The organism is Specibacter sp. NPDC057265, assembly GCF_042668835.1.
Lineage (GTDB): Bacteria > Actinomycetota > Actinomycetes > Actinomycetales > Micrococcaceae > Specibacter.
Genome location: NZ_JBHUYE010000004.1, coordinates 1 through 21267, shown reverse-complemented (window position 1 = coordinate 21267; position 21267 = coordinate 1). Strand labels below are relative to the sequence as shown.

Here is a 21267-nt window from a genome sequence, read left to right as displayed (position 1 = left end):
AGGATCGCGAGCATGGCTGCAATCACCCTTAAGAACATCGTGAAGGAATACGGGGACGGTTTTCCCGCAGTAAACAATGTCAGCATTGACATTGCAGACGGTGAATTTGTCATTCTTGTGGGACCCTCCGGCTGCGGGAAGTCCACCATTTTGCGCATGATAGTTGGTTTGGAGGACATTTCCTCGGGGGAACTTCTCATTGACGGCAAGCGGGCCAATGACAAGGCGCCCAAGGACAGGAATCTGGCCATGGTGTTTCAAAACTATGCCCTGTACCCGCACTTGACGGTCTACGAGAACATTGCCTTCCCACTGCGTCTGGCGAAGGGAAAGCATAAGGAGGAGGATGTTGACCGCCTGGTCACCAATGCGGCCACCATGCTCGAACTGACCGACCACCTCCAACGCAAGCCGGCCAACCTCTCCGGTGGGCAACGGCAACGCGTGGCCATGGGCCGGGCCATTGTGCGCCAGGCCGATGCCTTCCTCTTTGACGAGCCGCTCTCAAACCTTGATGCCAAGCTCCGTGGCCAAATGCGTTCGGAGATTTCCCAGATGCAGCGCAGGCTGGGCACCACTTCCGTCTACGTCACCCACGATCAAACGGAGGCCATGACGCTCGGCGACAGGGTGGCGGTGCTGAAGAAGGGGGAACTGCAGCAAATTGCTTCCCCCCGGGAGTTGTATGAGCAGCCCATCAACTTGTTTGTGGCCGGCTTCATTGGTTCCCCGTCCATGAACTTCCTGCCGGCAAGCCTGGAGGGAAACACCCTCAAAACCTCCATTGGGGACGTGGAAATCAGCGCAGAGAAAGCCGCCAAGGCCAGGGAGCTGCCGTTGGTGCTGGTGGGGGTGCGCCCGGAATTCTTTGAGGATGCCTCACTGGTGGAGGAGCACAAGCTCCAGCATGGGTCCACGTTCGCCGCTGAACTCACCCACACTGAATGGCTCGGCAATGAGCAGTACGGCTACATCAACTTCGACCCGGCCCCGGAGGTCCGGGACATGCTCAACAGCCTGGCCCGGGACATGGATGCCGACGAGTTGCGCCCCCAGGTGGTGGTGACGCTCGACGCCGCCAGCAAGATCCGTGGTGGCCGTCCAGCCGAGCTGTGGCTGGATACGCGACGGATCCACCTTTTCGATCCCAAGACCGGGGAAAACCTCACCCGTGACGCCGAGGAAGGCGCCCGCCTGACGGAGGAGGCCGGTCAGGAACGTGCCGAGGAGATAGCCGCGGCACAGGACTAGACAACGCAGCAACCCGCCGTGCGGCCGGGCCTGCAATGGCAGCTGGTTTCCAGCTGACATTGCAGGCCTTTCGCGTCTGCCCGGCCCACGCACCTGGGAGCAGCCACCAAATGAGAACCAGGACGGGCTGGCCCGCGGAGGCCTGTTCAAGGGCATCGAGGCGAACAGGCACCAGCCCCATCCGGACTCCCTGCCGGCTCGACCCCAACGACGGCTCCGCAACGGTGATCCGCCAAAGCGGCAGCCCTCGCGCTGGCAGTCCCCGCCTGTGCCTGGGATTTGGTCAGCGCCCGGGAACTTGGAATTCCTTGGAAGTTGGAGTTCCCTGGAACTTGGAGTTCCTTGGGAGTTGGCGCATCGGCACCGGCTCAACAATGAACGTTTGTGGGACCCTGCCTTTACCATTAAGGCAGAAGCCGTCGCAGCCATTTGGAGCGCCCCGTGGACTATTTTGCAATCAACCTGCTGCGTGAAAACCACGCTGGCTGGTCCCTGCTTCGAGCTCAGCACGCACCGCTGGCCCTGACATTCTTCATGGTCGCCTTCACGGACCCCAACCTGCGCAATCTGGGACGTCAGGATCTTGTGGATGTGTTGGATGATGTGCTGTTCGGCCTGCGGGACTCCATGGGTCAGGACAGGTTTCCCCGTTCCGCCGGTGAATACTTGGATGATTGGGCCGAGCCCGACAAGGCCTGGCTGCGGAAGTTTTATGCCGACGGCCGCGATGAACCCGTCTACGATCTCACGGCCTCCACCGAGGACGTCATCCGCTGGGTGGAATCATTGCGAGGCCGCGACTTTGTGCCCACGCAGTCACGCCTGTCCAGCATTTTCAACCTGCTCAAGACCCTCGTGCAGGGCTCGGAAACGGATCCCCAGGCACGGTTGGCGGAGCTGGCACGCCAGCGCGATGACATTGACGCCCAAATGGAGCAGATCCGTGCCGGCGAAATCCCCTTGATGACGCCTCCCGAGGCGGTGGACCACTTCCACCAGCTGACCGCCCAGGCCAAGGACCTGCTTTCCGACTTTCGTGAGGTGGAGGCGAACTTCCGCAAACTTGACCGCAACCTTCGGGAACAGATTTCACGGTGGGAAGGTGGCCAAGGCGACCTTCTGGAGTCCATTTTTTCCTCCCAGCAGGACATCAGCGGTTCCCTGCAGGGCCGCACCTTCCAAGGTTTCTGGGACTATCTGATGTCACCCCGGCTGCGCTCCGAACTGCATGAGCTGCTGGAACGTGCCACCCGGATCGAGGCATTGTCCACGCAGAAGGGGCTGCATTCGATCACCTCGATGCAAAAGGACTGGTTGCCCGCCGTCGAACAAACGCAGGGCACCGTACGTCAGCTGTCGGCCCAAATCCGGCGCCTGCTTGATGACAAGGTCTTCCTGGAGGACAAGCGCATCATGACGTTGATCCGCAACATTGAGTCCGCCGCACTTGCTGTCCGCCCGGCACCCCCAATCGGCGTCTTTGCCGAACTCGCCCACCATGAGGTGCCTGTCAAGCTTCCCTTCGAGCGCCCTTTGTACGAACCGAGCCGACAGGTGTCCATCAACGATGCGGTTGACGTTGCGGAGGACCTTGAGGTGGATGCCCACGCGCTTTTCGACCAGTTTCATGTGGACACGCACCGGCTGGAGTCCAACATTGACTTTGTGCTGGCGGAAGCGGAACAGGCCACTTTGGCGGACGTCACCGATGCCTTCCCGCTGAGCCAGGGCCTGGCGGAGATTGTCAGCTATTTCCAGCTTGCCACTGATTCAGCGTCGGCCATCATTGACCCCGATGCCGCCCAAACCCTGTCGTGGACCCTGCCGGACGGCAGCCTCCGCGAAGCCACAGTCGAAAAGATCATTTTTGTGAGGCCATCATGAGCACCAACCCAGAGCAAATCCCCGACGCGGTTTTTCTTCAGGAAGCCCCGGCAGCGGGAACCCGCGCGCCCGACGGACTGCCACTGGTGGTGACCAGATTGTTCAAAGGAGTCATTTACCGTGACGCTGATGAAAAGTTGTGGCAGCGGCTCATGGAGCTGACCAACCAGACCCGGGACTACGTGGGCGTGTTGGGTTTGGAACTGGTCCTTGATGACAGCGAGGGCTATGCGTTCCTGCGCTCAAGCCCCGATGCAGATCCTGAGCTTCCACGCCTGGTCCCCCGCCGTCAGCTCACCTTCCACGTCAGCCTGCTGCTGGCCCTGCTGCGCGCCCGGCTGGCCGAATTTGACCAGCAGAACAGTGAAACCCGCCTGATCATGACGGCGGGCCAAATCAACGACATGGTCTCCGTGTTCCTCCCCCAGTCCAGCAATGAAGCCCGTGTCCTGGACCAGCTGGCCACCAACATCAAGAAGGTCACCGAGCTCGGCTTCCTGCGCAAACTTCGCGGTCAGGACCAAAGCTACGAAGTGGCCCGCATCCTCAAGGCCTACGTCGACGCGCAATGGCTTGAGGAATTTGATGCCCGGCTCTCCGACTACAAGTCCACACTGGAAGGCGCAGCCACAACATGAGCACCCAGACCCAGCCCGGCCTGTTTTCCCTGGATGAACTGTCCGCTGACGACGCCGGCGCCCGACCGGGATTTCGGCTGCACCGGCTGGAGGTGCTGAACTGGGGCACCTTCAACAATGCCGTCCGCACCTTCCGGCTGGAGGGGGAGAACAGCCTGCTCACCGGCGACATTGGTTCCGGAAAATCAACCGTGGTGGACGCCATCACCACGCTGCTGCTGCCCGCCAACCGCATTGAATACAACAAGGCCGCAGGCGCGCAAAAGAGGGAACGCAGCCTCATGTCCTATGTGCGTGGCTTCCATAAAAGCACCCGCAGCGGCATTGGTGATGCCTCGCGCCCGGTGGCGCTGCGCGGGCCCGGGACGTATTCCGTGATCCTTGGCGTGTTCCACAACGCCGCACTGGACAAGACGGTCACCTTGGCCATCACCCTGTGGGCCACCCAGGAAGCGGGACAACCCAGCCGTTTTTACTCCATTTCCGAAACCGGGCAGTCGATCAAGGACGACTTCTCCCACTTCGGGGCGGACATTGCCAAATTGAAGCGGCGGCTCATTGCCAACGGAAGCAGGACCTTCCCTTCCTTTGAACAGTATGGTGCCGCCTTCAAACGCCACTTTGGCATTGGATCAGCCCAGGCCATGGATTTGTTCCACCGCACAGTGTCCATGAAGCAGGTGGAAAACATCACCCAATTTGTGCGCACCAACATGCTGGCGGAGGACGATGTTGCAACGCGCATCAAAAACCTGCTGCACCACTTTGACGATTTGAAGAAGGCACACCACGCGGTGCTCCGGGCCAAGGACCAGATCCGCATGCTGGAGCCCGTGCGGGACAACGCCGCCCGCCATGATGCGTTGAGCGGGGACTACAACAGCTCATACCTGCAGCGTGAGCAGCTCTCACCGTGGTTCAGCACCCAAAAGCTTGAGCTCAGCGAAGCCCACCTGCTGGAACTCAAACGTGCCTGCGCCAAGGTTCAGGAGCAGCAAACCTCCCTGTCAGTTGAACTTGGTGCTTTGAACCGGGAGTTGGCCGAGCTGCGCGATGACATCCGCAACAGCGGAGGGGGACGGATTGCTGCCATTGAGGCGGAGCTTGCCCGGCTCTCGCTCCAGCAAGGTGCCCAGCGCGAGCGCCATACCAGCTATTCCGACGCCGCCACCGTGCTTGGTCTGTTTGCCCCCGAGGACCAGGTGGTGTTTGACGCCAATGCAGCGGCCCTGCCTGGGGTGGAAAAGCACTTGATCCAAGCCAATGCCGAGTTCCAGGACCAACGCACGGCCCTGGACCGCCAGCGTTCCGAGGCCCGTGGGCAGGCGGGCCAGTTACAGGAGGAACTTCAGAGTCTGATGAACAGGCAAAACCTGCTGCCCAGCTGGCTGATAGCACTGCGGAAAAGGTTGTGCGAGGGAACAGGCATTGCCGAATCGGAACTGCCCTTTGCCGGCGAGCTGTTGAAGGTCCGTGACTCGGAGGCCGCCTGGGAAGGCGCGGCGGAACGCACCCTGCACGGTTTTGCCCTGTCCCTGTTGGTCACCGGAACGCACTATGCCGCGGTCAGCGACTGGGTTGAGTCAAACAACCTGCACGCCCGCCTGGTCTACCTGAAGGTTTCCAACCATCCCGCCGCGTCCGCCGCAGCGCCGGGAACCCTTGCCAGCAAGATCGGCATCAAACCCGGCTCATCCCTGCGCGACTTCCTGATCCATGAACTCAGCCGCCGTTTTGACCATCAGTGCTGCGAAACCATGGACGAGTTCCGCCGCCATCCCAAGGCACTGACTGTCAATGGCCAACTCAAAAGTGGCGGCGGGCGTCATGAAAAAGATGACCGCAAAGCGCTGACGGACCGTTCCAGCTACGTTTTGGGGTGGGACAACCATGACAAGACCGTACGGCTGCGGGCGGCACTCGAACAAGCCGAAGGCCAAGCCCACACGGCCGTTGACGGCCTGGCCCGCGTCGACGCCCAACTGGGCAAACTGGGACAGCAGCAACGGCTCATCGGCACTGTCACCGCCGTCACAGGCTTTGCCGAGCTCAACTGGCAGGCCACCGCACGTGCCATGGCGGGCCTGAAGGAGGAGAAGACCGTCCTGGAGTCCTCCAACGACATCCTGCGCGAGCTCAGCCGGCGCGAGGCGGAGACTGCAGAAAGGGTGGCGAAAACCCAGGACAAGCTCAGTGCCATGGATCGGCGCATTGGCTCCCATGAAGCGGACATGAGGACCATCAATGAACAAATTGCCCAGTGCAGGGAATCACTGGCACAGGAACCGCTGACCGACAGCATCGAAGTGTTGACTGCCTTGGAAGGGCTCGCCCAAGTGATCCTTGGAGCCGAGGTGCTCACGTACAAAAACACCGATCAAACCGAGCGCAAAGCCCGCGGCAAACTCACCTCGGCCATTGATGCCCTCAGCCGGCGCATGAGCACTGCCGAGGGCACCACCATTCGCCACATGACTGATTTCAGGAACAAGTACCCGTCGGAGACCACCGAGCTTGACGCCTCACTGGATGCTGTCCACGAGTTCAACAAGATGCTGGCACAGCTGGTGGACAACGATCTGCCCCGCTTTGCCACCCAATTCAAGGATTCGCTGACGCAAAACACCATCCACGAGATTGTTGCCTTCAATGCCTTCCTTGATGCCCGCAAGCAGGACATCGTCTCCCGCATAGATGAGATCAACGAGTCCCTGGCCCGGATTGAATACAACACCGGCCGGCACATCCAGTTGGAACCCCGGTCCAGCCAAGATCCGGAGGTGCGGGAATTTGGCGCCGAACTGCGGGCCTGCTCCGAGGGCAGCATTGGCGCGCAGGAACAATATTCGGAGCAGAAGTTTTTGCAGGTGGAAGCACTTGTGGAACGTTTCCGGGGCCGCGAGGGACGCACCAGCCTGGATGAGCGCTGGACTGCCAAGGTCACTGACGTGCGCAACTGGTTCACGTTCTCAGCTTCTGAAAAATGGACGGAAACCGGTGAGGAACACGAGCATTTCACCGATTCGGGCGGAAAATCGGGTGGGCAAAAGGAAAAACTGGCCTACACCATCCTGGCCGCGGCACTTGCCTTCCAGTTCGGGATTGCAGCGGGCTCCGGCAACCAGCGGTCCTTCCGCTTTGTGGTCATCGACGAGGCGTTCGGGCGAGGTTCGGACGAATCCGCAAAATACGGTCTGGAGCTGTTCAAGCGGATGAAACTTCAATTGCTTATTGTCACGCCGTTGCAAAAGATCCATGTCATTGAGCCCTTCGTGGCCAACGTGGGGTTCGTGGCCAATGAAACCGGCGCCGATTCCCAGCTGCGCAATATGAGCATCCAGGAATACCGGGCTGAGCGGGCCAGGCGTGAGCACTGACCCACCGCGGTGGACCACGCCCGGTGACGTGCGGACAGCGGCGTTGCGGTCCTGGAACAGCGGTGAACTCCTGCGTGAGGCCACGTTGCCCACGGGAGTTCATCCCCGCCGTCGTGCCCTGAAACATCCCACCGCCACGCAGCTGCGAACCAACTACGCCCTCGCCGCGGCATGGGCTGCCTCGTGGGAACCGGCACCACGGGCGTGCTCGCTGGAGCATGTTTCCGTGGGTGCCAACACCATTGGCGCCAATACCTTGCCGGCCGCGGCGGTGTTTGCCTCCGCCGGTGATGAAATCCTGTTTTTGGGGCTGGGCCGGGAAGCAGCCAGCTTTGCCGAACTTTTTCGAAGGCTGGCCGGCGTCGATGCCAGGCTGTCGGCCTGGGCAATGCTGCGCCCCCTCGAATTGCTCAAATACGGGCAGGATGCCCTGACGGCGGCCCGGGTGGCCGTCTGGTTCGCCGAAAACCCAGCACCCGGGATCTATCTGCGTCAACTGTCCCTGCCGGGTGTCCACACAAAATTCGTGGAAAGCCACCGCAGGCTCATTGACGGGATGCTCGCGGTATTGTGCCCCGAGAGGCCTCTTGGCGGCAGGAATTACGCGCGCAGGCACGGTTTCCGGACCGGTCCGGACCGGGTGCGGGTGAGGTACCTGGATCCGGCCGCAGCGCCCATGGTGGGGATGGATGACCTGGAAATGACCGCCGCCGCGTTCGCCGCCCACCCGATGGACATCGACCGGATCATCACCACAGAAAACCTGGTCAACTTCCTGGCACTGCCCCCGGCGCCGCGGACGCTTGCCGTTTTTGGCGGCGGTTACGGCTTCGAAGGCATCCGGAACGCTGCCTGGCTTGCTGGTGTCGACGTGGCCTATTGGGGTGACATTGACACCCACGGCTTTCATATTCTGGACCAGCTGCGCAGCCACCACCCGCATGTGCGCAGCATCCTGATGGATGCGGAGACCCTGCTGGCCCACAGGGATTTTTGGGGCAGGGAAGATGCGCCCAGCCACGCAACGCTGACACGCCTGGATGACTTTGAAAACACCCTGTACCAGGCACTCAAGGCCGGAACCCACCAGCGGCATCTACGCCTGGAGCAGGAACTGCTGCGTTGGGACTGGGTGCTGGCCCGGCTTCCCTGAACCGGGGCCGGCCCTTTCCACCGGCGCTCCGGCCAGCGTGCCGGCGGAAAGGGAACCTCCCTGGTGGGCCTACGCCGCAGCCGGGAACACCTGGACCACAGCGGGCCGGGGAGCGCGCACCGCACCGGGTGCCGGCGTCGCACCATCAGCGACAAAGTCCGGGAAAAGCGACTCGTGCCTGCCGTAGCTGCCGTCCTCTCCCGGGTGCTGGACGGCCACATAGACCATGGATTCCTCGTCATGGATGATGGGTCCGCAGGTTTCGGCATTGCGCGGGACAGAGAGGAACTGCTGAACGTTTCCGCGGTCGCCGCCTTCCAGACCCACCTTGAACAGACCGTCATTGCGGTTGATGACCGAGGGCGCCCCATCGGTGGAGATCCACAGATTGCCCGCGGAGTCGAAGGCCAGGTTGTCGGGGCAGGAGATGGGGCTGACCTTCTCCACCGGGAAACCACTGAAGTACGTTTGCTTGTTTTGCGCCGGATCACCGCACAGCATGAGCAGGTTCCAGTTGAACACCGTGGCGGTGGAATCTCCCCCGTCCTCAATGATTTCCACAATGTGCCCGTCCCGGTTCTCGTTGCGGGGGTTGGCCTCGTCGGCCTTGGCCCCCTTTTCCACGCCCCGTTTGCTGTTGTTGGTGCAGGCCACGTAGACCTTGCCTGTGGCCGGGTTCGGTTCCACGTCTTCGCAGCGGTCCATTTTTGTGGCTCCGGCCTTGTCCGCGGCAAGGCGCGTGTACACCAAAACCTCCGGCACGCTCATGCCATCAATGGCGCTCCTGCCGTTGACCACCAGCGGCAGCCAAGCGCCGGTTCCGTCAAAGGATCCGTCCGCGGGCAGCTTCCCTGATCCGTCAATCTCAGAGGCGGAGTTTCCGGCAAACTGGGCCACGTACAAATCGCCCTCGGAGAGCAGTGTCATGTTGTGTGCCTTGTCGTTCTCCTGATACTTGCCCTTTGACACAAACTTGTACAGGTAGTCGAATCGTTCGTCGTCGCCGGAGTACGCCACCACCCTGCCGTTCCTGGCCACGATGACATTGGCCCCCTCATGCTTGAACCTGCCCATCCCCGTGTGCTTTTTCGGCACGGAGTCCGGGTCTTCGGGGTCAAGCTCCACAATGTAGCCGAAGCGGTTGGGTTCGTTGCGGTGGTCTTCGCCTCGGGCGTCGAAGCGGGGATCGTCCTTCTCCCAGGCCATCGTCGTTTCCTTGTCTTCGAGCCCATAGCGCAGGTCCTCCACGGAGGTGCCGGAGGTCCGGAAGAAGCCGTTGAAGTTTTCCTCGCCCGAGAGGATGGTGCCCCAGGGTGTGGTTCCACCGGCACAGTTTCCCAGCGTGCCCAGCACCATTCGGCCTTCAGGGTCATCAACTGTCTTGACCCAGTCGGTCCCGGCCAACGGGCCGGTGAGTTCAAAGGTGGTGTCCAAGGTCAGGCGCCGGTTGAGCTTGCCGCCACGCACATATTCCCACGGTGTTCCGGCTTTGTCCCGGGAAAGTTCCACCACGCTCATGCCGACGGCGCTGCGGTAGATGTTGCGCCGAAGCTTTTCCTCAGCCGCATCGACCGGGGCCGCGGGGAACATGATCTCGGGATTGACGTATTCATGGTTGCACACCAGCAAACCCTTTTTACTGTCGGGTTGGCGCAGAATCTCCGTGTAGTCGTTGTTGTAGCCAAATTGGCCGGCCTGCGCCTCGGGGCTCTGGCCGGCAAAGTCAAAGTCAGGGGTGCCGGCAAACAAGGGCTCACCCCAGCGGATGATCGGAGACCATGCGTAGCCCTCGGGGACCACAAAGGTGTCCATGCCCGCATCCACGGGCTCAATGGGGGCGAATTCCAGTTTGCCGGAGGCCGTGGAACCACCGCCGTCCTCAGGCTTGCTGCCGCACGCCGTCAGCACCACTGCGGCACTGAGGGCACCAGCCAAACCAAACGCTGCGCGGCGGGAAATTTCCTTGGCGACAATGTCCCGGAAATAGCTGTTGGAGGAGGTGTTGCAGACGGCCTTGGCACAGGCATTGTCACATTTGAGTGCGCAGGTGACGGCGCTGCGCTTGCCACGGGTATGGCCGAGCATGGGCAGAAACTTTTTCAAATCGGTCATGGCAAAAACGTCCTTAATGCGGTGCAAGTGGGCAGCGGTGACAGCCACAGTGGCAGCGCCAAGGAACCGGCAGGGTGCTAAATGGTGAACAGGGCATGAACCGGCACCCAACCATCCCGTCAGGACGGTCCGCCACTGGTCGGGACTTGCATCCGGCAACTGCTCAATGGTGGGCTGTACCCATGAAAAAAATCCTGGGGATTCTTGCACTGGCGCTGTTGACCATCTTGGGCGTTGCACCGGCAGCACTGGCCGATTCACCCACCAGCATCGTGGTGGAGGACACCGCCGGGGTGCTGTACCAGCCCCAGCTCGTGCCGGCGCTGGAAGCCATTGACTTCCGCGAGCCCACCCAAGTGGTGGTTTACACCCGCAACGGCAAATACAGCGACAACTTCAATGAGGAAGTGCTGCGCTACGCCCGTGCGGAACATCCCGAATGGATCAGCGCCGACGGACAAAAATGGGCCGACGGCCTGTTCATCTTTGCCTTTGATCCGGTGGGACGGCAGGTGGGCACCTACATGGGCGAGGACCGCAAGGTATCGCTGTCCAAACAGGAAGCCATTCAAGATTCCGTGAAAGACCTCTTCCGCGAGGCCCAATGGACCGACGGGACCATTGCCGGCGTGGAAAAGGGCGCAAAACTGATCAACCAGCCGTGGTACCAGTCGGCCGCCTTCATCATCACCACCAGCATTGCCGGCGGCTTGGCTGTTTTGGGATTCGGGACGTGGGCCGCCGTCCGCGCCGTCAACCGCAAAAAAGCGGCGGACAACATCAAGCGCGGGGATGCGGGCTATTCCAGTGTCAGCCTCGCCTTGGACGTCACCGAGCTGAACGCCAAAACCATCCCGGAATCGTCCTCCTACGGGGCCCTGGTGCTGGAGAAGTACCGCAACTTCAGCAACCTCTACAACCGGGCGGGAGACTTGAACCAACAGGCGCACGGCTTCAGCAAAAAGGAGCTCGCCAAGGCCAAAAACGTCAAGGTCACCAAGAAATACGCCGACCTCGCCACGGAGTTGGATGATTTGGACGACGTCATTGCGGACACCAACACGCTTTTAAACAAGTACGCCGGGTGGGGAGAGGCGTGGGACAGGCAGGTTCAGCCGCTGGCCGAGGACCTGGAAGAGCTCTCCGCGCTCCTGTCCCAGCGCGAGGCGAGGGACGTGCCCACCACTGCTGCCCTGGCCTCATTTCAAAGTGAGAAAAGAGCGGAGCTCCAGGCCTTGGCAGCCGATTTCGAATCCGAACGCCTCACCCCGGAACAGGCCCTGGACCGCCTTAAGGCCCTGCGGAAGGATTTGACGAAGCTTTTGCAGCAGCACTCTTCAGCAATGATCAACAAATACGCCAAGAACAGTGCCGAAAAGGACAAGATGCGCGAATCCATGGAGAAAAGCCGGCGGAACGATCCCCGCGTGCGCCAAAGCAATATTTTGGGCGCCGTCTATGGCTGGAACACCTTTTACTCGGTGCACTCCTTCCAGAACGGCTATCAAAGTGGCAAGAGTGCTGTGGACAGCTCACGCAGCTCCAGCTCCGGCAGCAGCACCGGTTACGGCTCCAGCGGCGGCAGCTTCTCCGGCTCGGGCAGTTCCTCGCGCTTCTGAGCTGGCAGAAGTGCGGGCCGGCCGGCCCGGCCCCTACTTCTGCGGGGGCATCACGGGGTGGGGCGGTGTTTCGCCGCGGACCATGGCAATGGCATTGGCCGCGGCAAGCCCGGCCATCTTGGCCCGCACCGCAACGGTGCCGCTGCCTACGTGGGGCAACAGGACAGTATTGGGCAGTTCCGCCAAGCCCGGTGCCAGCGCCGGTTCATGCTCGTACACATCCAGTCCGGCACCGGCAATGACACCCTGCCGCAGGGCCTCCACCAGGTCCCTCTCCGCCACCACGGGGCCCCGGGACGTATTGATGAGAAACGCCGAGCTTTTCATGGCAGCAAAGGCGGCTGCATCCATCAAATGCCTGGTTTCCGCCGCCAAGGGCACATGCAGGGACAGGAAATCAGCACGCGCCAGCACTTGAGGCCAGGGCAACTGCGTGGCTTTCCCGGCGAACTCCCCCAATTCCGCAGCACTGACGATCCGTTCCGCCGGTGGCCGGGGTGAAAAGATGACCTCCATCCCAAAGCCCAAGGCCCTGCGGGCGGTGGCACGGGCAATGCGGCCAAACCCCGCCAGGCCCAAAACCTGCCCGGAGACGTCACCGCCCAGCATGAGGTCGGGGGTCCAGCCGTTGAACTTGCCCGCACGCACCAGGGCGTCAGCCTCAATCACGCGCCGGGCGGTGCCAAGCATGAGCAGCATGGCAATGTCAGCGGTGGCGTCCGTCAAGACGCCCGGGGTGTTCCCCACGGGAATTCCGCGGCTTGCAGCAGCTGCCAAATCAATGTTGTTCACCCCCACTGCATAATTGGAAACGCCGCGCAGCTGCGCCGACGCCAACAACTGCGCATCCACCGCATCCCCCAGCTGAGACAGCAACACGTCAAAATCACCACTGGCACACAGCCCGCGCAGTTCCGCAGCCCCCGGCGGGCTCGGCAGGACCGTGACGTCACCGGCTTCGTGGAGCATGCGCAGGCCCGGATCAGGAATGCGCTCGGTGAGCAGGAAACGCAAAGTCATCAGGAACGCTCCTTAGGCACCGCCGCGGACCCGGCTGACCCGGCGGGTGCAGCTGCCTCGGCGGAATCTTCAATGTACCGCTTCGCATTGATCATGACGGCCCCGCACATCATGACCACCAGGCACGCACCCAACATGACAAAGGACGCCGTCCACGAACCAGTCGCGTCATGAATGGTGCCAAAGAACAACGGTGCTATGCCGGCACCTGCGTAGCCAAGCCCTTGGCTGAAACCGGAGAGGACCGAGGAACCGTGTGTGGTGCGCGAGCGCATGTTCACCATCAACAGAGCCGTGGCGAAGGTGCCCTGGCCCAGCCCGGAGAACGTCACCCAAAGCCAGGTCCAGTCCAGGGGTGCCACATACAGGCCCACGTGGCCCACCAGCCAGCACACCGCAAAAATGGAAATGGCCACGATGGGGTTTTTCATCCGCGGCACCCACAGCGGCACCAACAAGCTCACGGGCAAACCCAGGATGGCAAAGTAGGCCAGGGCCGTGCCCGCAGTGGCCGCATCCAGCCCCTGTCCGGAAAGGTAGGGCGGCAGCCAGGTGAAGTACACGTAGGTCTGCGCAGAGTTGCCGGCCAGGAAGATCGCCAAACCCCACGCCACCGGCGAGCGCCATGGACGCAGCCGCGGCTGCCCGGTGGCCGGAATCCCAACGTCCACTGCCGGGCCGGGGGCAGGCGTTGACTTTGCCGCAGGGACTTTCTGGACACCGGCCGGGAACTTCGCTGTGCTGCGCGCGTCCCGGACAAACTGCGCCGCCCATGGCAACAGCACCATGAAGCTTAGGGACGCCCACATGGCAATGGACACCCGCCAGCTGGTGGCATCGGCCACCGGCACCGCCAACTGCGGGCTGATGGCTGTGCCCACTGACAACAGCGTCACATAGCCGGCGGTGACCATGCCCACCCTGTCCGGGAAGTACTTTTTCACCAGCGGGGGCAGCACCACATTGCCAATTCCGTAACCAGCCATGATCACCGCTGTCAGCACCAAAAAAGGCCATACCTCCCCCGTGGCAGCACGTCCCAACTGCCCCAGCGCCGCCAAGGCAATCGCGGCAATCAACGCCTTCTCCAGGCTGAAGCGACGAATGAGTACGGGTGTCAACAGACCGAATACGGCAAAAAGCAGCGGCGGCAGGGTGGCCAGAAGACCGGTGGTTCCCGCCGTGAACCCCAGCTCCCCCGTCAGCTCACCCAATAACGGTGGCACCACCGACACTGCCGGACGCAGGCTCAGCGCCATCATCAAGATGCCCAGCAGCGCACCAAGCCGTCCTGTCCAGGGGTGTTTTTTAACAAAGTTCGTCACTGCTCAACCCTAGCCAACATGGACCAATGCCCAAGACTTGGCGGCCGTGCCGCGTGGGAGCTCGTCATACGGGGCAATTTCGGCATGATCATGCACAAAGCCGGCCCCGCTGGGATTAGGATGGGGCATCGGGCCTGTCATTTTTTAGAAAGGCACAGCCAACATGAATGCAGCTGACTTGGGCGCAGCCCTGCGCGCCCGGCGTCGGGCACTGCACCTGACACAGATTGAAACGGCTGATCTGGCCGACATCTCGACCCGTGTGCTCAGCGACCTGGAGAACGGCCGGGAAACCGTGCGCCTGGACATTCTCACGGCCGTCGCCTCCGCCTTGGGCATGAACCTGTCCCTGCAGGTGGCCGGCAAATGAGGGAACCCGAGTCCGCCAAACACGTCACCCAGGCCGTGGTGTATAAAAAGGGCCGCGCCGCTGCGACCTTGACCCGCAATCCCAGCCTGGGCGTGGTGTTCTCCTATCTTCCCGGATACCTCAGCGACGGCGCCCCGGCCATTGCCTCCACCCTGCCGGCCATTGATGTGCCAGTCACCTTTGGCCACGGCAGCGTGCCGGCGTTCTTTGCCGGCCTTCTGCCCGAGGGGGAGCGTCTGGCGAAACTGCGTTGGGCGGTCAAAACCACCATTTCGGACGAATTCTCACTGCTCCTTGCCGCCGGCGAGAGCCCCGTGGGGGATGTGCAGATTGTCCCCTCGGGCGAGAAACCGCAGACAATTCCGCCGCTGTTGACGGTGAGCAAAACCATGGACACCATCCGCTTCGCCGACTTCGCCGCAGTACCCGGACCCGTGGACAGATGCGCCCTGCCCGGGGTCCAAGACAAGGTCACCGCCTCCTACCGCTATGACAAGGACGCCAGCCGGGCCTACATACTGAAGTTCAATGACGGCAGCCACGCCCGGCAGGTGGAGACGGAGCAGCTGTTGTTGACCAAGGCCCGTGGCTTGGGCATTCCCGTGGCGGACGCCCGCCTGGTGCATGACGCCGCCGGCCAGGCCGCACTGCTGGTCTCCCGTTTTGACAGGTCCCCCAGTGGACCGCTGGCCGTTGAGGACTGTGCCCAGCTGCTGGGCTTGCTGCCGGCGCGCAAGTTTTCCGTGCCCACCGAGGCGGTGGCGGCAGCCGCTGTGGGCATGTGTGCCTCCCAGGCCCTGGCTGCACGGAACATTTTTTTGCAGTTCCTCTTTGCCTGGCTCACCGGCAACGGCAACCTCCACGCAAAAAACATCTCCGTGCTTCAACAGCCCAGTGGTGAATGGCTGGTGGCCCCTGCCTATGATCTGCAGTGCACGCTCGCGGCGGAAATTGAACAGGGCTTTGCCGCCGGCGTCCCCGGCGGCATCCTGACGGATTTGACCGACGGGGACCCGTCCCGTGATCCAGGCATGGCCCTCCCCGTGGGCGGCAACGCCGGCAGCCGTACGGGCCTGAACCGCAATGACTGGCTGCGGCTGGGCCGTTCCCTGCATATCCCGGAACGCCTGGTGGCCAAGTGCATTGACAGGGCACTGGCTGCCTCGTCCTTGACCACGGAGGAGCTGCCCTTCGAGCGGGGGGTCAGCGCTGCCGTCGTGCGCGTGCTGGGGATCCGGCGCGCGGCTTTGACGCGTTGAGGGGCAGGAATACTTTTACTGACAAATGGCGGCTAAACTGTCTCCATGCCTCGAATAGCTGCCCCCACCAACGCGGCGCAGCGTGAACAAACCCAGCGCAAAATCCTCAATGCCTTTGGCGAACTGCTTTTTACCCACGGACTCCCCGGCCTGACCATGACGGATGTGGCCCGCACCGCCGGCGTGGGCCGCACCGCCGTCTACAACTACTTCGCCGATCTGGAGCAGTTGCTGGTGGCCTACGCACTGGATGAGACTGGCAGGTTTGTGGTGGATCTCAAGGCCCGGCTGCAGGGGATTGAAAATCCCGTGGACCGCCTGGCCGTGTACGTGCGGGCACAGCTGGAAGACCTTTCCCGCCGCCACCTGCCGCCGGGACCGGCCATGCGCTCGGTATTGTCCAGCGAATCCTTCAAGAAACTGGGCATCCATGTGGGCGAACTCAACACGCTGCTGATGGACATTCTGCGTGACGGCATGGAACAGGGCTTTTTGCCGCAGGCCAACATTGAGGAACTCGTGCAGCTGATCCACGGCTCCATGACAGCCAGCGCCGCACGCCGCAGCGCCGACACCCCCGACGAAGACCATATAAGTTCTGCCGTGCGTTTCATCCAGGCCGGGGTTGGCGCCGCCTTCACAGCCGGGGGACGGCCTGTGCGGCTGGAGCGTTAGGGCAGCATGCTGATGCGCTGCCCCGCCGCTGCGGGGCTGACTGGCTGCTGGTCCGGTGCCGGACCGCTGGCAGGCGGGCTCAGATGCGGGCAGGCAAGCACCCCGGGGGCCACGCTGACCTCGGGCACCGCCAGCACCGCCGTGAAGGCGCTGGTGAGGATCACGTCCACGCTGGCATCGCTGCGCTCATCTTGAATAAAGTCGCTGCCGGCAAACTGCCGCTGCAGCGTCAATGCCGCGGCATGGCCCTCTGCACCTGACACCACCACCGCCGGTGCCGTCAAAGCCGCGGATGCATTGGCCACTTCCTGGACCACAAAGCCCCTGCTCCGCAGTTCTTCCGCCACCTGCCCCGCCTGCCCCTCCCTCGCGCCACCGTTGTAGACATTGACGGTGACGGTGTTGTTGGGCGCATAGGCCAGCGTGGATGCCGGGCAGCTTGCGGGTGCAATGTCGGGATCGTCATTGCCGGCGGGCAGTGTCAGCTCCCCACGCTGGATCATGGCCGCCAGCACCACTGCCGCCACCACCACAGCCAGCAGCAAAACCAGTATCACGCCATGGAGAATGCGGCGGCGGATTGAAGCGGTGCTGAATTCCGGGGTCTCCGGCTCGGGAAAGGCCTCCGTCAGGCCCCGGCTGTCCACAATGTGGTGGCCCCGCCAGCTGGTGCCGTCCTTGGCACGTCTGCGTTCCTGCCGGAGCTCAAAGGCCGCGTCCTTGGCTTGCCTACGGGCAGCACGTTGCGCCTGGCGGAGCTGGCGGGAGGTGGGGGAACCGGCGTCGTCCCCCACACCGCCCGCAGGCTCCCCCGCAGGCGGGCTAGTCATCGATCACCAGAACCCGGGCATGCAAAATGGTGCGTTGGTGCAGGGCAGTGCGGACGGCCCGGTGCAATCCATCCTCCAAATACAGGGTGTCCCGCCACTGCACCACGTGCGGGAACAAATCACCAAAGAACGTCGAATCCTCCGCCAACAACGCTTCCAGGTCCAGCTGTGCCTTGGTGGTCACAAGATCCGCCAAGCGCACCTGGCGCGGCGGCACACCCGCCCAGTCCTTTGGCGTCACATGGCCATGGTCGGGGTAGGGGCGTTTGTCGCCAACAGCTTTGAAGATCACCCCACCAGACTAGGTACTTCCCCGCCCTAAAAGATACTGACACGCTTTAGCGCAGCCCGCTAAGTTGCCAAAAGGTTACCGAAAGTGGCCCCAGCTGCGCCGCTGCTGCGACTATGGGTTCATGAATCTTTTGCAACCGCCGCTTGCCCTGCTCCTGGACGTGGACGGCCCACTGGCCAGCCCCCTCACCCGGCGCGTGGCCCCGGACATCATTTCCAGCCTGATTGCCCTGGTCCGCCACGGCATTCCCGTGGTGTTCAACACCGGCCGCTCCGACGCCTTCATTGCCGATCAGCTCATGGCCCCCATGCTCCAGGCCGGACTGCCAGCCGGCGCAACTGTGCACGCCATTTGTGAAAAGGGCGCCGTCTGGTTCAGCTTCACCGACGCCGGCCCCGGGAACATCCAGGTGGACCATGAGCTGGCCATGCCTGCCGCTTTTGGCGACGCGGTCCGGGAGCTCGTGGCCCATTCCTACGCCGAGTACATGTTCTTCGATGAGACCAAACGCGCCATGGTCTCCGTGGAGCAAAACATCGAGGTGGAAAGCGCCGCTTATTTGGCGCAGCAGGCCAAGTTCGACGCCGAGGTGCTGGCCTTGCTGTCCGCCCACGATTTGGGGGCCGTGCACCTGGCCCACCAGGCCCCGGATTCCAGCGGTGGCATTGACTACCGTGTGGACCCCTCCATCATTTCCACCGACATTGAATCGGTGCGTCTGGGCAAGGACCTCGGCGCCAGCCGCGCCGTGGAACTACTGGCCGCCCAGGGCATTGTGCCGCAGGCCTGGCGCACGGTGGGAGATTCCCGCACCGACTACGCCATGGCCGACTGGCTGCATCACCAAGACCACCCTGTGGTGCACGTGGACGTCCGCCCGGCCGACGGCATGCCGGAAAAGCCCTACCCGATCAAGACGGCCGCGCACCTTGAACTGGGTGGGGACGTCACCAATGACGCCGCCGGCGCGGCGTTCCTGCAGTTCTGGTTGGACACGCTGGCCCGGTAGTGCGGTGTGGCGGGCTGCCTGGACCCGTGCCCGGCGAAAGGCCCTGGTACTACAGGGCTGGCGGCTGAACCCAATCCAACGTTGCGCTCAAGTCATTTTCGCTCGGCAGGGCCGCTTGTTCGGAGGCGGGAAGGGTTTCATATGTGCAGGTTGAGACGGCCATGGGAGAACCTGCTTGGTTCAGCGCGTAATAGACCGTATGGTCTTTGCTGCTGCCGCAGACAAGGATTCCCACAGTCGGGGCGTGGGCATCCCGGCGAAGCCTGTCATTGACCAGCGCGATATAAAACTGCAATTGACCGATACGGTCCGGCTTGAACTTTCCGGTCTTGAGCTCGATCACTATGTAGCGCAGCTGCTCGACATGGAAAAACAGCAGGTCCAGGTGGAAGTCATCCCCGTCAACGTCAAAATGCACCTGCCGGCCCACAAAGGCAAATCCCGGTCCGAGCTCCCGCGGGTCTTGACCATCCGGTCCATAAGCCGTTGCCCCAGGTCCGGCTCGGCGACTTCACCAGAGAGGCCAAGAAACTCGAAGTTGCAGGGATCCTTGGCAATCTGTTGGGCTAGTTCCGAATCGGGGGCCACGAGTTGTTGTGCAAGGTTTGATGGCGCAGCCATCCGGTTGAAGCTCAGCGGATATAAGGCAGCATTCATTGCTGCTTGTTCAGTGTGGGCGCAGCATCTTCCTGTCAAGGTCAAATGCATCTTTTCGGATGGGCTTTGACGTAGGCACTCTCCCCTTGATCGGTTGCACCGCCCTCCAAATTCCCTGGAAATGGCCGCTGCACCGGCCTTGGAAATCACTTATGAGTCGCGCAGCGACTGGATGAGTTCATCCTTAAGCTGCCTTGAATATCCCTTGCGTCCAAGTTCCTGGATTTGCGCTCCTCTGTGTGTCTTTGCTCGCGGCGGGGGGGCTGTCTCAGTAGGGTGGTTTGATGACTACTTCTTCGGATTCTGTTGATATTCGTCGTCACGCAGGTTGGTTGCCCGAGCAGGGGGACCTTGAGGATTGGTTGGCTGAGTTGTGCCAGCGTGTCGAGTCGCGCGGTGAGCAGCCGTTGCACCCGGTGGTTGCCGAGTTCAAGGATCTTATCGACGTGGATCCGCTCGTTCGCATGTACCTCAATGAAATGATCTCCCAAGTACCAAAGAACAGACGTTACGAAAAGCGGTACGTGCAGGATGTACCGCACTTATTGGCGTTGATTAATGAGGTCATGACCATGGCACCCCAGTTTGGTGACTCAATGGTCATGACCCCCTTGGGAGCTATCCTGGACTGGACGATGAGCACGCCTGCCGGATTTGCCGCGTATCGGGATCGCCGCATCAATGCAATGCTTAAAAAGTTGCTGAACGCGTGGTGCGAGTTCCTCGACAGCCCAGCCTCATTATCCGTCCTCAACGACTCACCAACCGGGTGGATGTCTGAAGCGGCCCGTTCCACGATCAAAATTGAACAGTTTGAACACGACCCCGATCAGGAACACTGGGGTTTCCGGTCATGGAACGATTTCTTCACCAGACGGTTCAAAGAGGACGCGCGGCCAGTCGCAGCCCCGGAGGACGAATCGGTGATTGTGAGCGCCTGCGAATCGAAGCCTTATGGCATCAGCGTCAATGTGCAAAAGCAGGACCGGTTTTGGATAAAGAACCAGCCCTACTCCCTGCAGGACATGTTGGCCAACGACGAGTCTGTGGAGGAGTTCGTCGGTGGAACCGTTTACCAAGCCTTCCTGAGTGCAACGAACTACCATCGTTGGCACAGCCCTGTTGCAGGCAAGATCGTCAAAGCCTTCAATGTCGAGGGAACCTACTACTCCGAAGCCGATTCAGAAGGCGCAGCCGCAGCCGAGCCGGCCATCTCCCAGTCTTACCTGGCGCACGTTGCCACACGGGCCATCATCTTAATCGAGGCCGACAACCCAAAGATTGGATTGATGGCAGTGGTGGAGGTGGGCATGGCCGATGTGTCTTCGTGCGTGATCCGTCCAGGTTTGCGTCCCGGCAGCCACGTCACCAAAGGAGAGGAACTTGGACACTTCCAATTCGGCGGATCGACCTACTGCCTGGTCTTCCGCCCCGGTGTGGTCGCAGACTTCGCCGTTGACGCCGTTCCCCAGCCCCACGATCCGGCAGCACCGCAGGTGCTGGTCCGTTCAAAACTGGCAACTGTCCGCGACGAGCCACATGAGGAACATCCAGCCCACCAGCACTAACTTAGCCAAAGCGGTCAAGCTGCCGCAGGAACACTGTTGTTGAGTAGTTGAGTGCACGCTTCTCATGATGTGAGGAATCCCAAGATGGTTCTGGGGTGTATTGAATTTTGCGGCGATGACGTCCAGGGAGGTCTGAACCGTCCCGGATTTGATGCCGCTGTCTTTTTTGAGAAAGATGGCAATCATGCCCAAGAGATACCCAACCGAAGTTCGTGATCGTGCCGTGCG

18 protein-coding genes are annotated in these 21267 nt (G+C 61.8%); 11 read left to right on the top strand and 7 right to left on the bottom strand.

Features of this window, described 5'->3' with window-relative positions:
- Positions 1-12 precede the first annotated feature (12 nt).
- The 5 genes from ACFUCV_RS04340 to ACFUCV_RS04320 all read left to right on the top strand — a co-directional run bounded on the left by ACFUCV_RS04340 (position 13) and on the right by ACFUCV_RS04320 (position 8303).
- The gene (locus tag ACFUCV_RS04340; protein ID WP_380812417.1) at positions 13-1251 is read left to right on the top strand and encodes an ABC transporter ATP-binding protein; all 1239 of its coding nucleotides are present in this window, start codon (positions 13-15) and stop codon (positions 1249-1251) included.
- Positions 1252-1692: 441 nt separating this feature from the next.
- Positions 1693-3135, top strand: coding sequence for a DUF3375 domain-containing protein (locus ACFUCV_RS04335; protein ID WP_380812415.1), 1443 nt, complete (start codon positions 1693-1695; stop codon positions 3133-3135).
- A complete protein-coding gene (locus tag ACFUCV_RS04330) occupies positions 3132-3773 on the top strand; it encodes a DUF4194 domain-containing protein (protein ID WP_380812413.1) in 642 nt (213 codons plus the stop codon). Before ACFUCV_RS04335 ends, ACFUCV_RS04330 begins: the two co-directional genes overlap by 4 nt.
- Complete coding sequence (locus ACFUCV_RS04325; RefSeq protein WP_380812411.1) at positions 3770-7150, top strand: ATP-binding protein; 3381 nt, start codon at positions 3770-3772, stop codon at positions 7148-7150. Before ACFUCV_RS04330 ends, ACFUCV_RS04325 begins: the two co-directional genes overlap by 4 nt.
- Positions 7140-8303: a Wadjet anti-phage system protein JetD domain-containing protein gene (locus ACFUCV_RS04320; protein WP_380812409.1), complete on the top strand. Its 1164-nt coding sequence runs from the start codon at positions 7140-7142 to the stop codon at positions 8301-8303. The genes ACFUCV_RS04325 and ACFUCV_RS04320 overlap by 11 nt, the downstream gene beginning before the upstream one ends.
- A gap of 69 nt (positions 8304-8372) precedes the next feature.
- Here the strand turns inward: ACFUCV_RS04320 and ACFUCV_RS04315 are convergent, their stop codons facing one another.
- On the bottom strand, positions 8373-10415 hold the full coding sequence (locus ACFUCV_RS04315; RefSeq protein ID WP_380812407.1) for a PhoX family protein: 2043 nt from the start codon (positions 10413-10415) through the stop codon (positions 8373-8375).
- Between the two features lie 182 nt (positions 10416-10597).
- On the opposite strand from ACFUCV_RS04315, the gene ACFUCV_RS04310 reads away from it, so the two are divergent.
- A complete protein-coding gene (locus ACFUCV_RS04310; RefSeq protein ID WP_380812405.1) occupies positions 10598-12034 on the top strand; it encodes a DUF5129 domain-containing protein in 1437 nt (478 codons plus the stop codon).
- A gap of 33 nt (positions 12035-12067) precedes the next feature.
- Here ACFUCV_RS04310 and ACFUCV_RS04305 read toward each other — a convergent pair whose 3' ends face one another.
- Both ACFUCV_RS04305 and ACFUCV_RS04300 read right to left on the bottom strand, forming a co-directional pair.
- Positions 12068-13054, bottom strand: a complete 987-nt coding sequence (locus tag ACFUCV_RS04305; RefSeq protein ID WP_380812403.1) for a 2-hydroxyacid dehydrogenase — start codon at positions 13052-13054, stop codon at positions 12068-12070.
- Positions 13054-14379 carry a CynX/NimT family MFS transporter gene (locus ACFUCV_RS04300; protein WP_380812401.1) on the bottom strand — a complete coding sequence of 442 codons (1326 nt, stop codon included), beginning with the start codon at positions 14377-14379 and terminating at the stop codon, positions 13054-13056. The genes ACFUCV_RS04305 and ACFUCV_RS04300 overlap by 1 nt, the downstream gene beginning before the upstream one ends.
- Positions 14380-14542: 163 nt before the next feature.
- On the opposite strand from ACFUCV_RS04300, the gene ACFUCV_RS04295 reads away from it, so the two are divergent.
- Genes ACFUCV_RS04295 through ACFUCV_RS04285 form a run of 3 tightly spaced genes read left to right on the top strand, consistent with a single transcriptional unit; the run spans position 14543 to position 16683 of the window.
- A complete protein-coding gene (locus ACFUCV_RS04295) occupies positions 14543-14749 on the top strand; it encodes a helix-turn-helix domain-containing protein (protein WP_380812399.1) in 207 nt (68 codons plus the stop codon).
- Entirely contained in the window at positions 14746-16008 is a 1263-nt protein-coding gene (locus tag ACFUCV_RS04290) for a type II toxin-antitoxin system HipA family toxin (RefSeq protein WP_380812397.1), read from the top strand. The genes ACFUCV_RS04295 and ACFUCV_RS04290 overlap by 4 nt, the downstream gene beginning before the upstream one ends.
- 45 nt (positions 16009-16053) lie before the next feature.
- On the top strand, positions 16054-16683 hold the full coding sequence (locus ACFUCV_RS04285) for a TetR/AcrR family transcriptional regulator (RefSeq protein ID WP_380812395.1): 630 nt from the start codon (positions 16054-16056) through the stop codon (positions 16681-16683).
- Here ACFUCV_RS04285 and ACFUCV_RS04280 read toward each other — a convergent pair.
- Both ACFUCV_RS04280 and ACFUCV_RS04275 read right to left on the bottom strand, forming a co-directional pair.
- Positions 16680-17513, bottom strand: a complete 834-nt coding sequence (locus ACFUCV_RS04280) for a LytR C-terminal domain-containing protein (protein ID WP_380812393.1) — start codon at positions 17511-17513, stop codon at positions 16680-16682. The two genes, ACFUCV_RS04285 and ACFUCV_RS04280, sit on opposite strands and share 4 nt — an antisense overlap.
- The gene (locus ACFUCV_RS04275; RefSeq protein WP_380812391.1) at positions 17506-17805 is read right to left on the bottom strand and encodes a type II toxin-antitoxin system VapB family antitoxin; all 300 of its coding nucleotides are present in this window, start codon (positions 17803-17805) and stop codon (positions 17506-17508) included. Before ACFUCV_RS04275 ends, ACFUCV_RS04280 begins: the two co-directional genes overlap by 8 nt.
- Positions 17806-17926: 121 nt before the next feature.
- Here ACFUCV_RS04275 and ACFUCV_RS04270 point away from each other — a divergent pair, with 121 nt between their 5' ends.
- On the top strand, positions 17927-18814 hold the full coding sequence (locus tag ACFUCV_RS04270) for a hypothetical protein (RefSeq protein WP_380812389.1): 888 nt from the start codon (positions 17927-17929) through the stop codon (positions 18812-18814).
- 49 nt (positions 18815-18863) lie between these two features.
- Here the strand turns inward: ACFUCV_RS04270 and ACFUCV_RS04265 are convergent, their stop codons facing one another.
- Complete coding sequence (locus tag ACFUCV_RS04265) at positions 18864-19232, bottom strand: PDDEXK nuclease domain-containing protein (protein ID WP_380812387.1); 369 nt, start codon at positions 19230-19232, stop codon at positions 18864-18866.
- Between the two features lie 523 nt (positions 19233-19755).
- On the opposite strand from ACFUCV_RS04265, the gene ACFUCV_RS04260 reads away from it, so the two are divergent.
- Positions 19756-21039 (top strand): phosphatidylserine decarboxylase family protein, encoded by a 1284-nt coding sequence (locus tag ACFUCV_RS04260; protein ID WP_380812385.1) that lies wholly within the window; start codon positions 19756-19758, stop codon positions 21037-21039.
- A gap of 1 nt (position 21040) precedes the next feature.
- On the opposite strand, the gene ACFUCV_RS04255 is transcribed toward ACFUCV_RS04260, so the two are convergent.
- Positions 21041-21267: hypothetical protein (locus ACFUCV_RS04255; protein ID WP_380812383.1), on the bottom strand; the 227-nt coding region annotated here is incomplete at its 5' end.

Coding starts and splice junctions, on each gene's coding strand:
- ACFUCV_RS04340 (WP_380812417.1), top strand. CDS start 13: ATGGCTGCAATCACCCTTAAGAACATCGTGAAGGAATACGGGGACGGT.
- ACFUCV_RS04330 (WP_380812413.1), top strand. CDS start 3,132: ATGAGCACCAACCCAGAGCAAATCCCCGACGCGGTTTTTCTTCAGGAA.
- ACFUCV_RS04325 (WP_380812411.1), top strand. CDS start 3,770: ATGAGCACCCAGACCCAGCCCGGCCTGTTTTCCCTGGATGAACTGTCC.
- ACFUCV_RS04315 (WP_380812407.1), bottom strand. CDS start 10,415: ATGACCGATTTGAAAAAGTTTCTGCCCATGCTCGGCCATACCCGTGGC.
- ACFUCV_RS04310 (WP_380812405.1), top strand. CDS start 10,598: ATGAAAAAAATCCTGGGGATTCTTGCACTGGCGCTGTTGACCATCTTG.
- ACFUCV_RS04305 (WP_380812403.1), bottom strand. CDS start 13,054: ATGACTTTGCGTTTCCTGCTCACCGAGCGCATTCCTGATCCGGGCCTG.
- ACFUCV_RS04295 (WP_380812399.1), top strand. CDS start 14,543: ATGAATGCAGCTGACTTGGGCGCAGCCCTGCGCGCCCGGCGTCGGGCA.
- ACFUCV_RS04290 (WP_380812397.1), top strand. CDS start 14,746: ATGAGGGAACCCGAGTCCGCCAAACACGTCACCCAGGCCGTGGTGTAT.
- ACFUCV_RS04285 (WP_380812395.1), top strand. CDS start 16,054: ATGCCTCGAATAGCTGCCCCCACCAACGCGGCGCAGCGTGAACAAACC.
- ACFUCV_RS04280 (WP_380812393.1), bottom strand. CDS start 17,513: ATGACTAGCCCGCCTGCGGGGGAGCCTGCGGGCGGTGTGGGGGACGAC.
- ACFUCV_RS04270 (WP_380812389.1), top strand. CDS start 17,927: ATGAATCTTTTGCAACCGCCGCTTGCCCTGCTCCTGGACGTGGACGGC.
- ACFUCV_RS04260 (WP_380812385.1), top strand. CDS start 19,756: ATGACTACTTCTTCGGATTCTGTTGATATTCGTCGTCACGCAGGTTGG.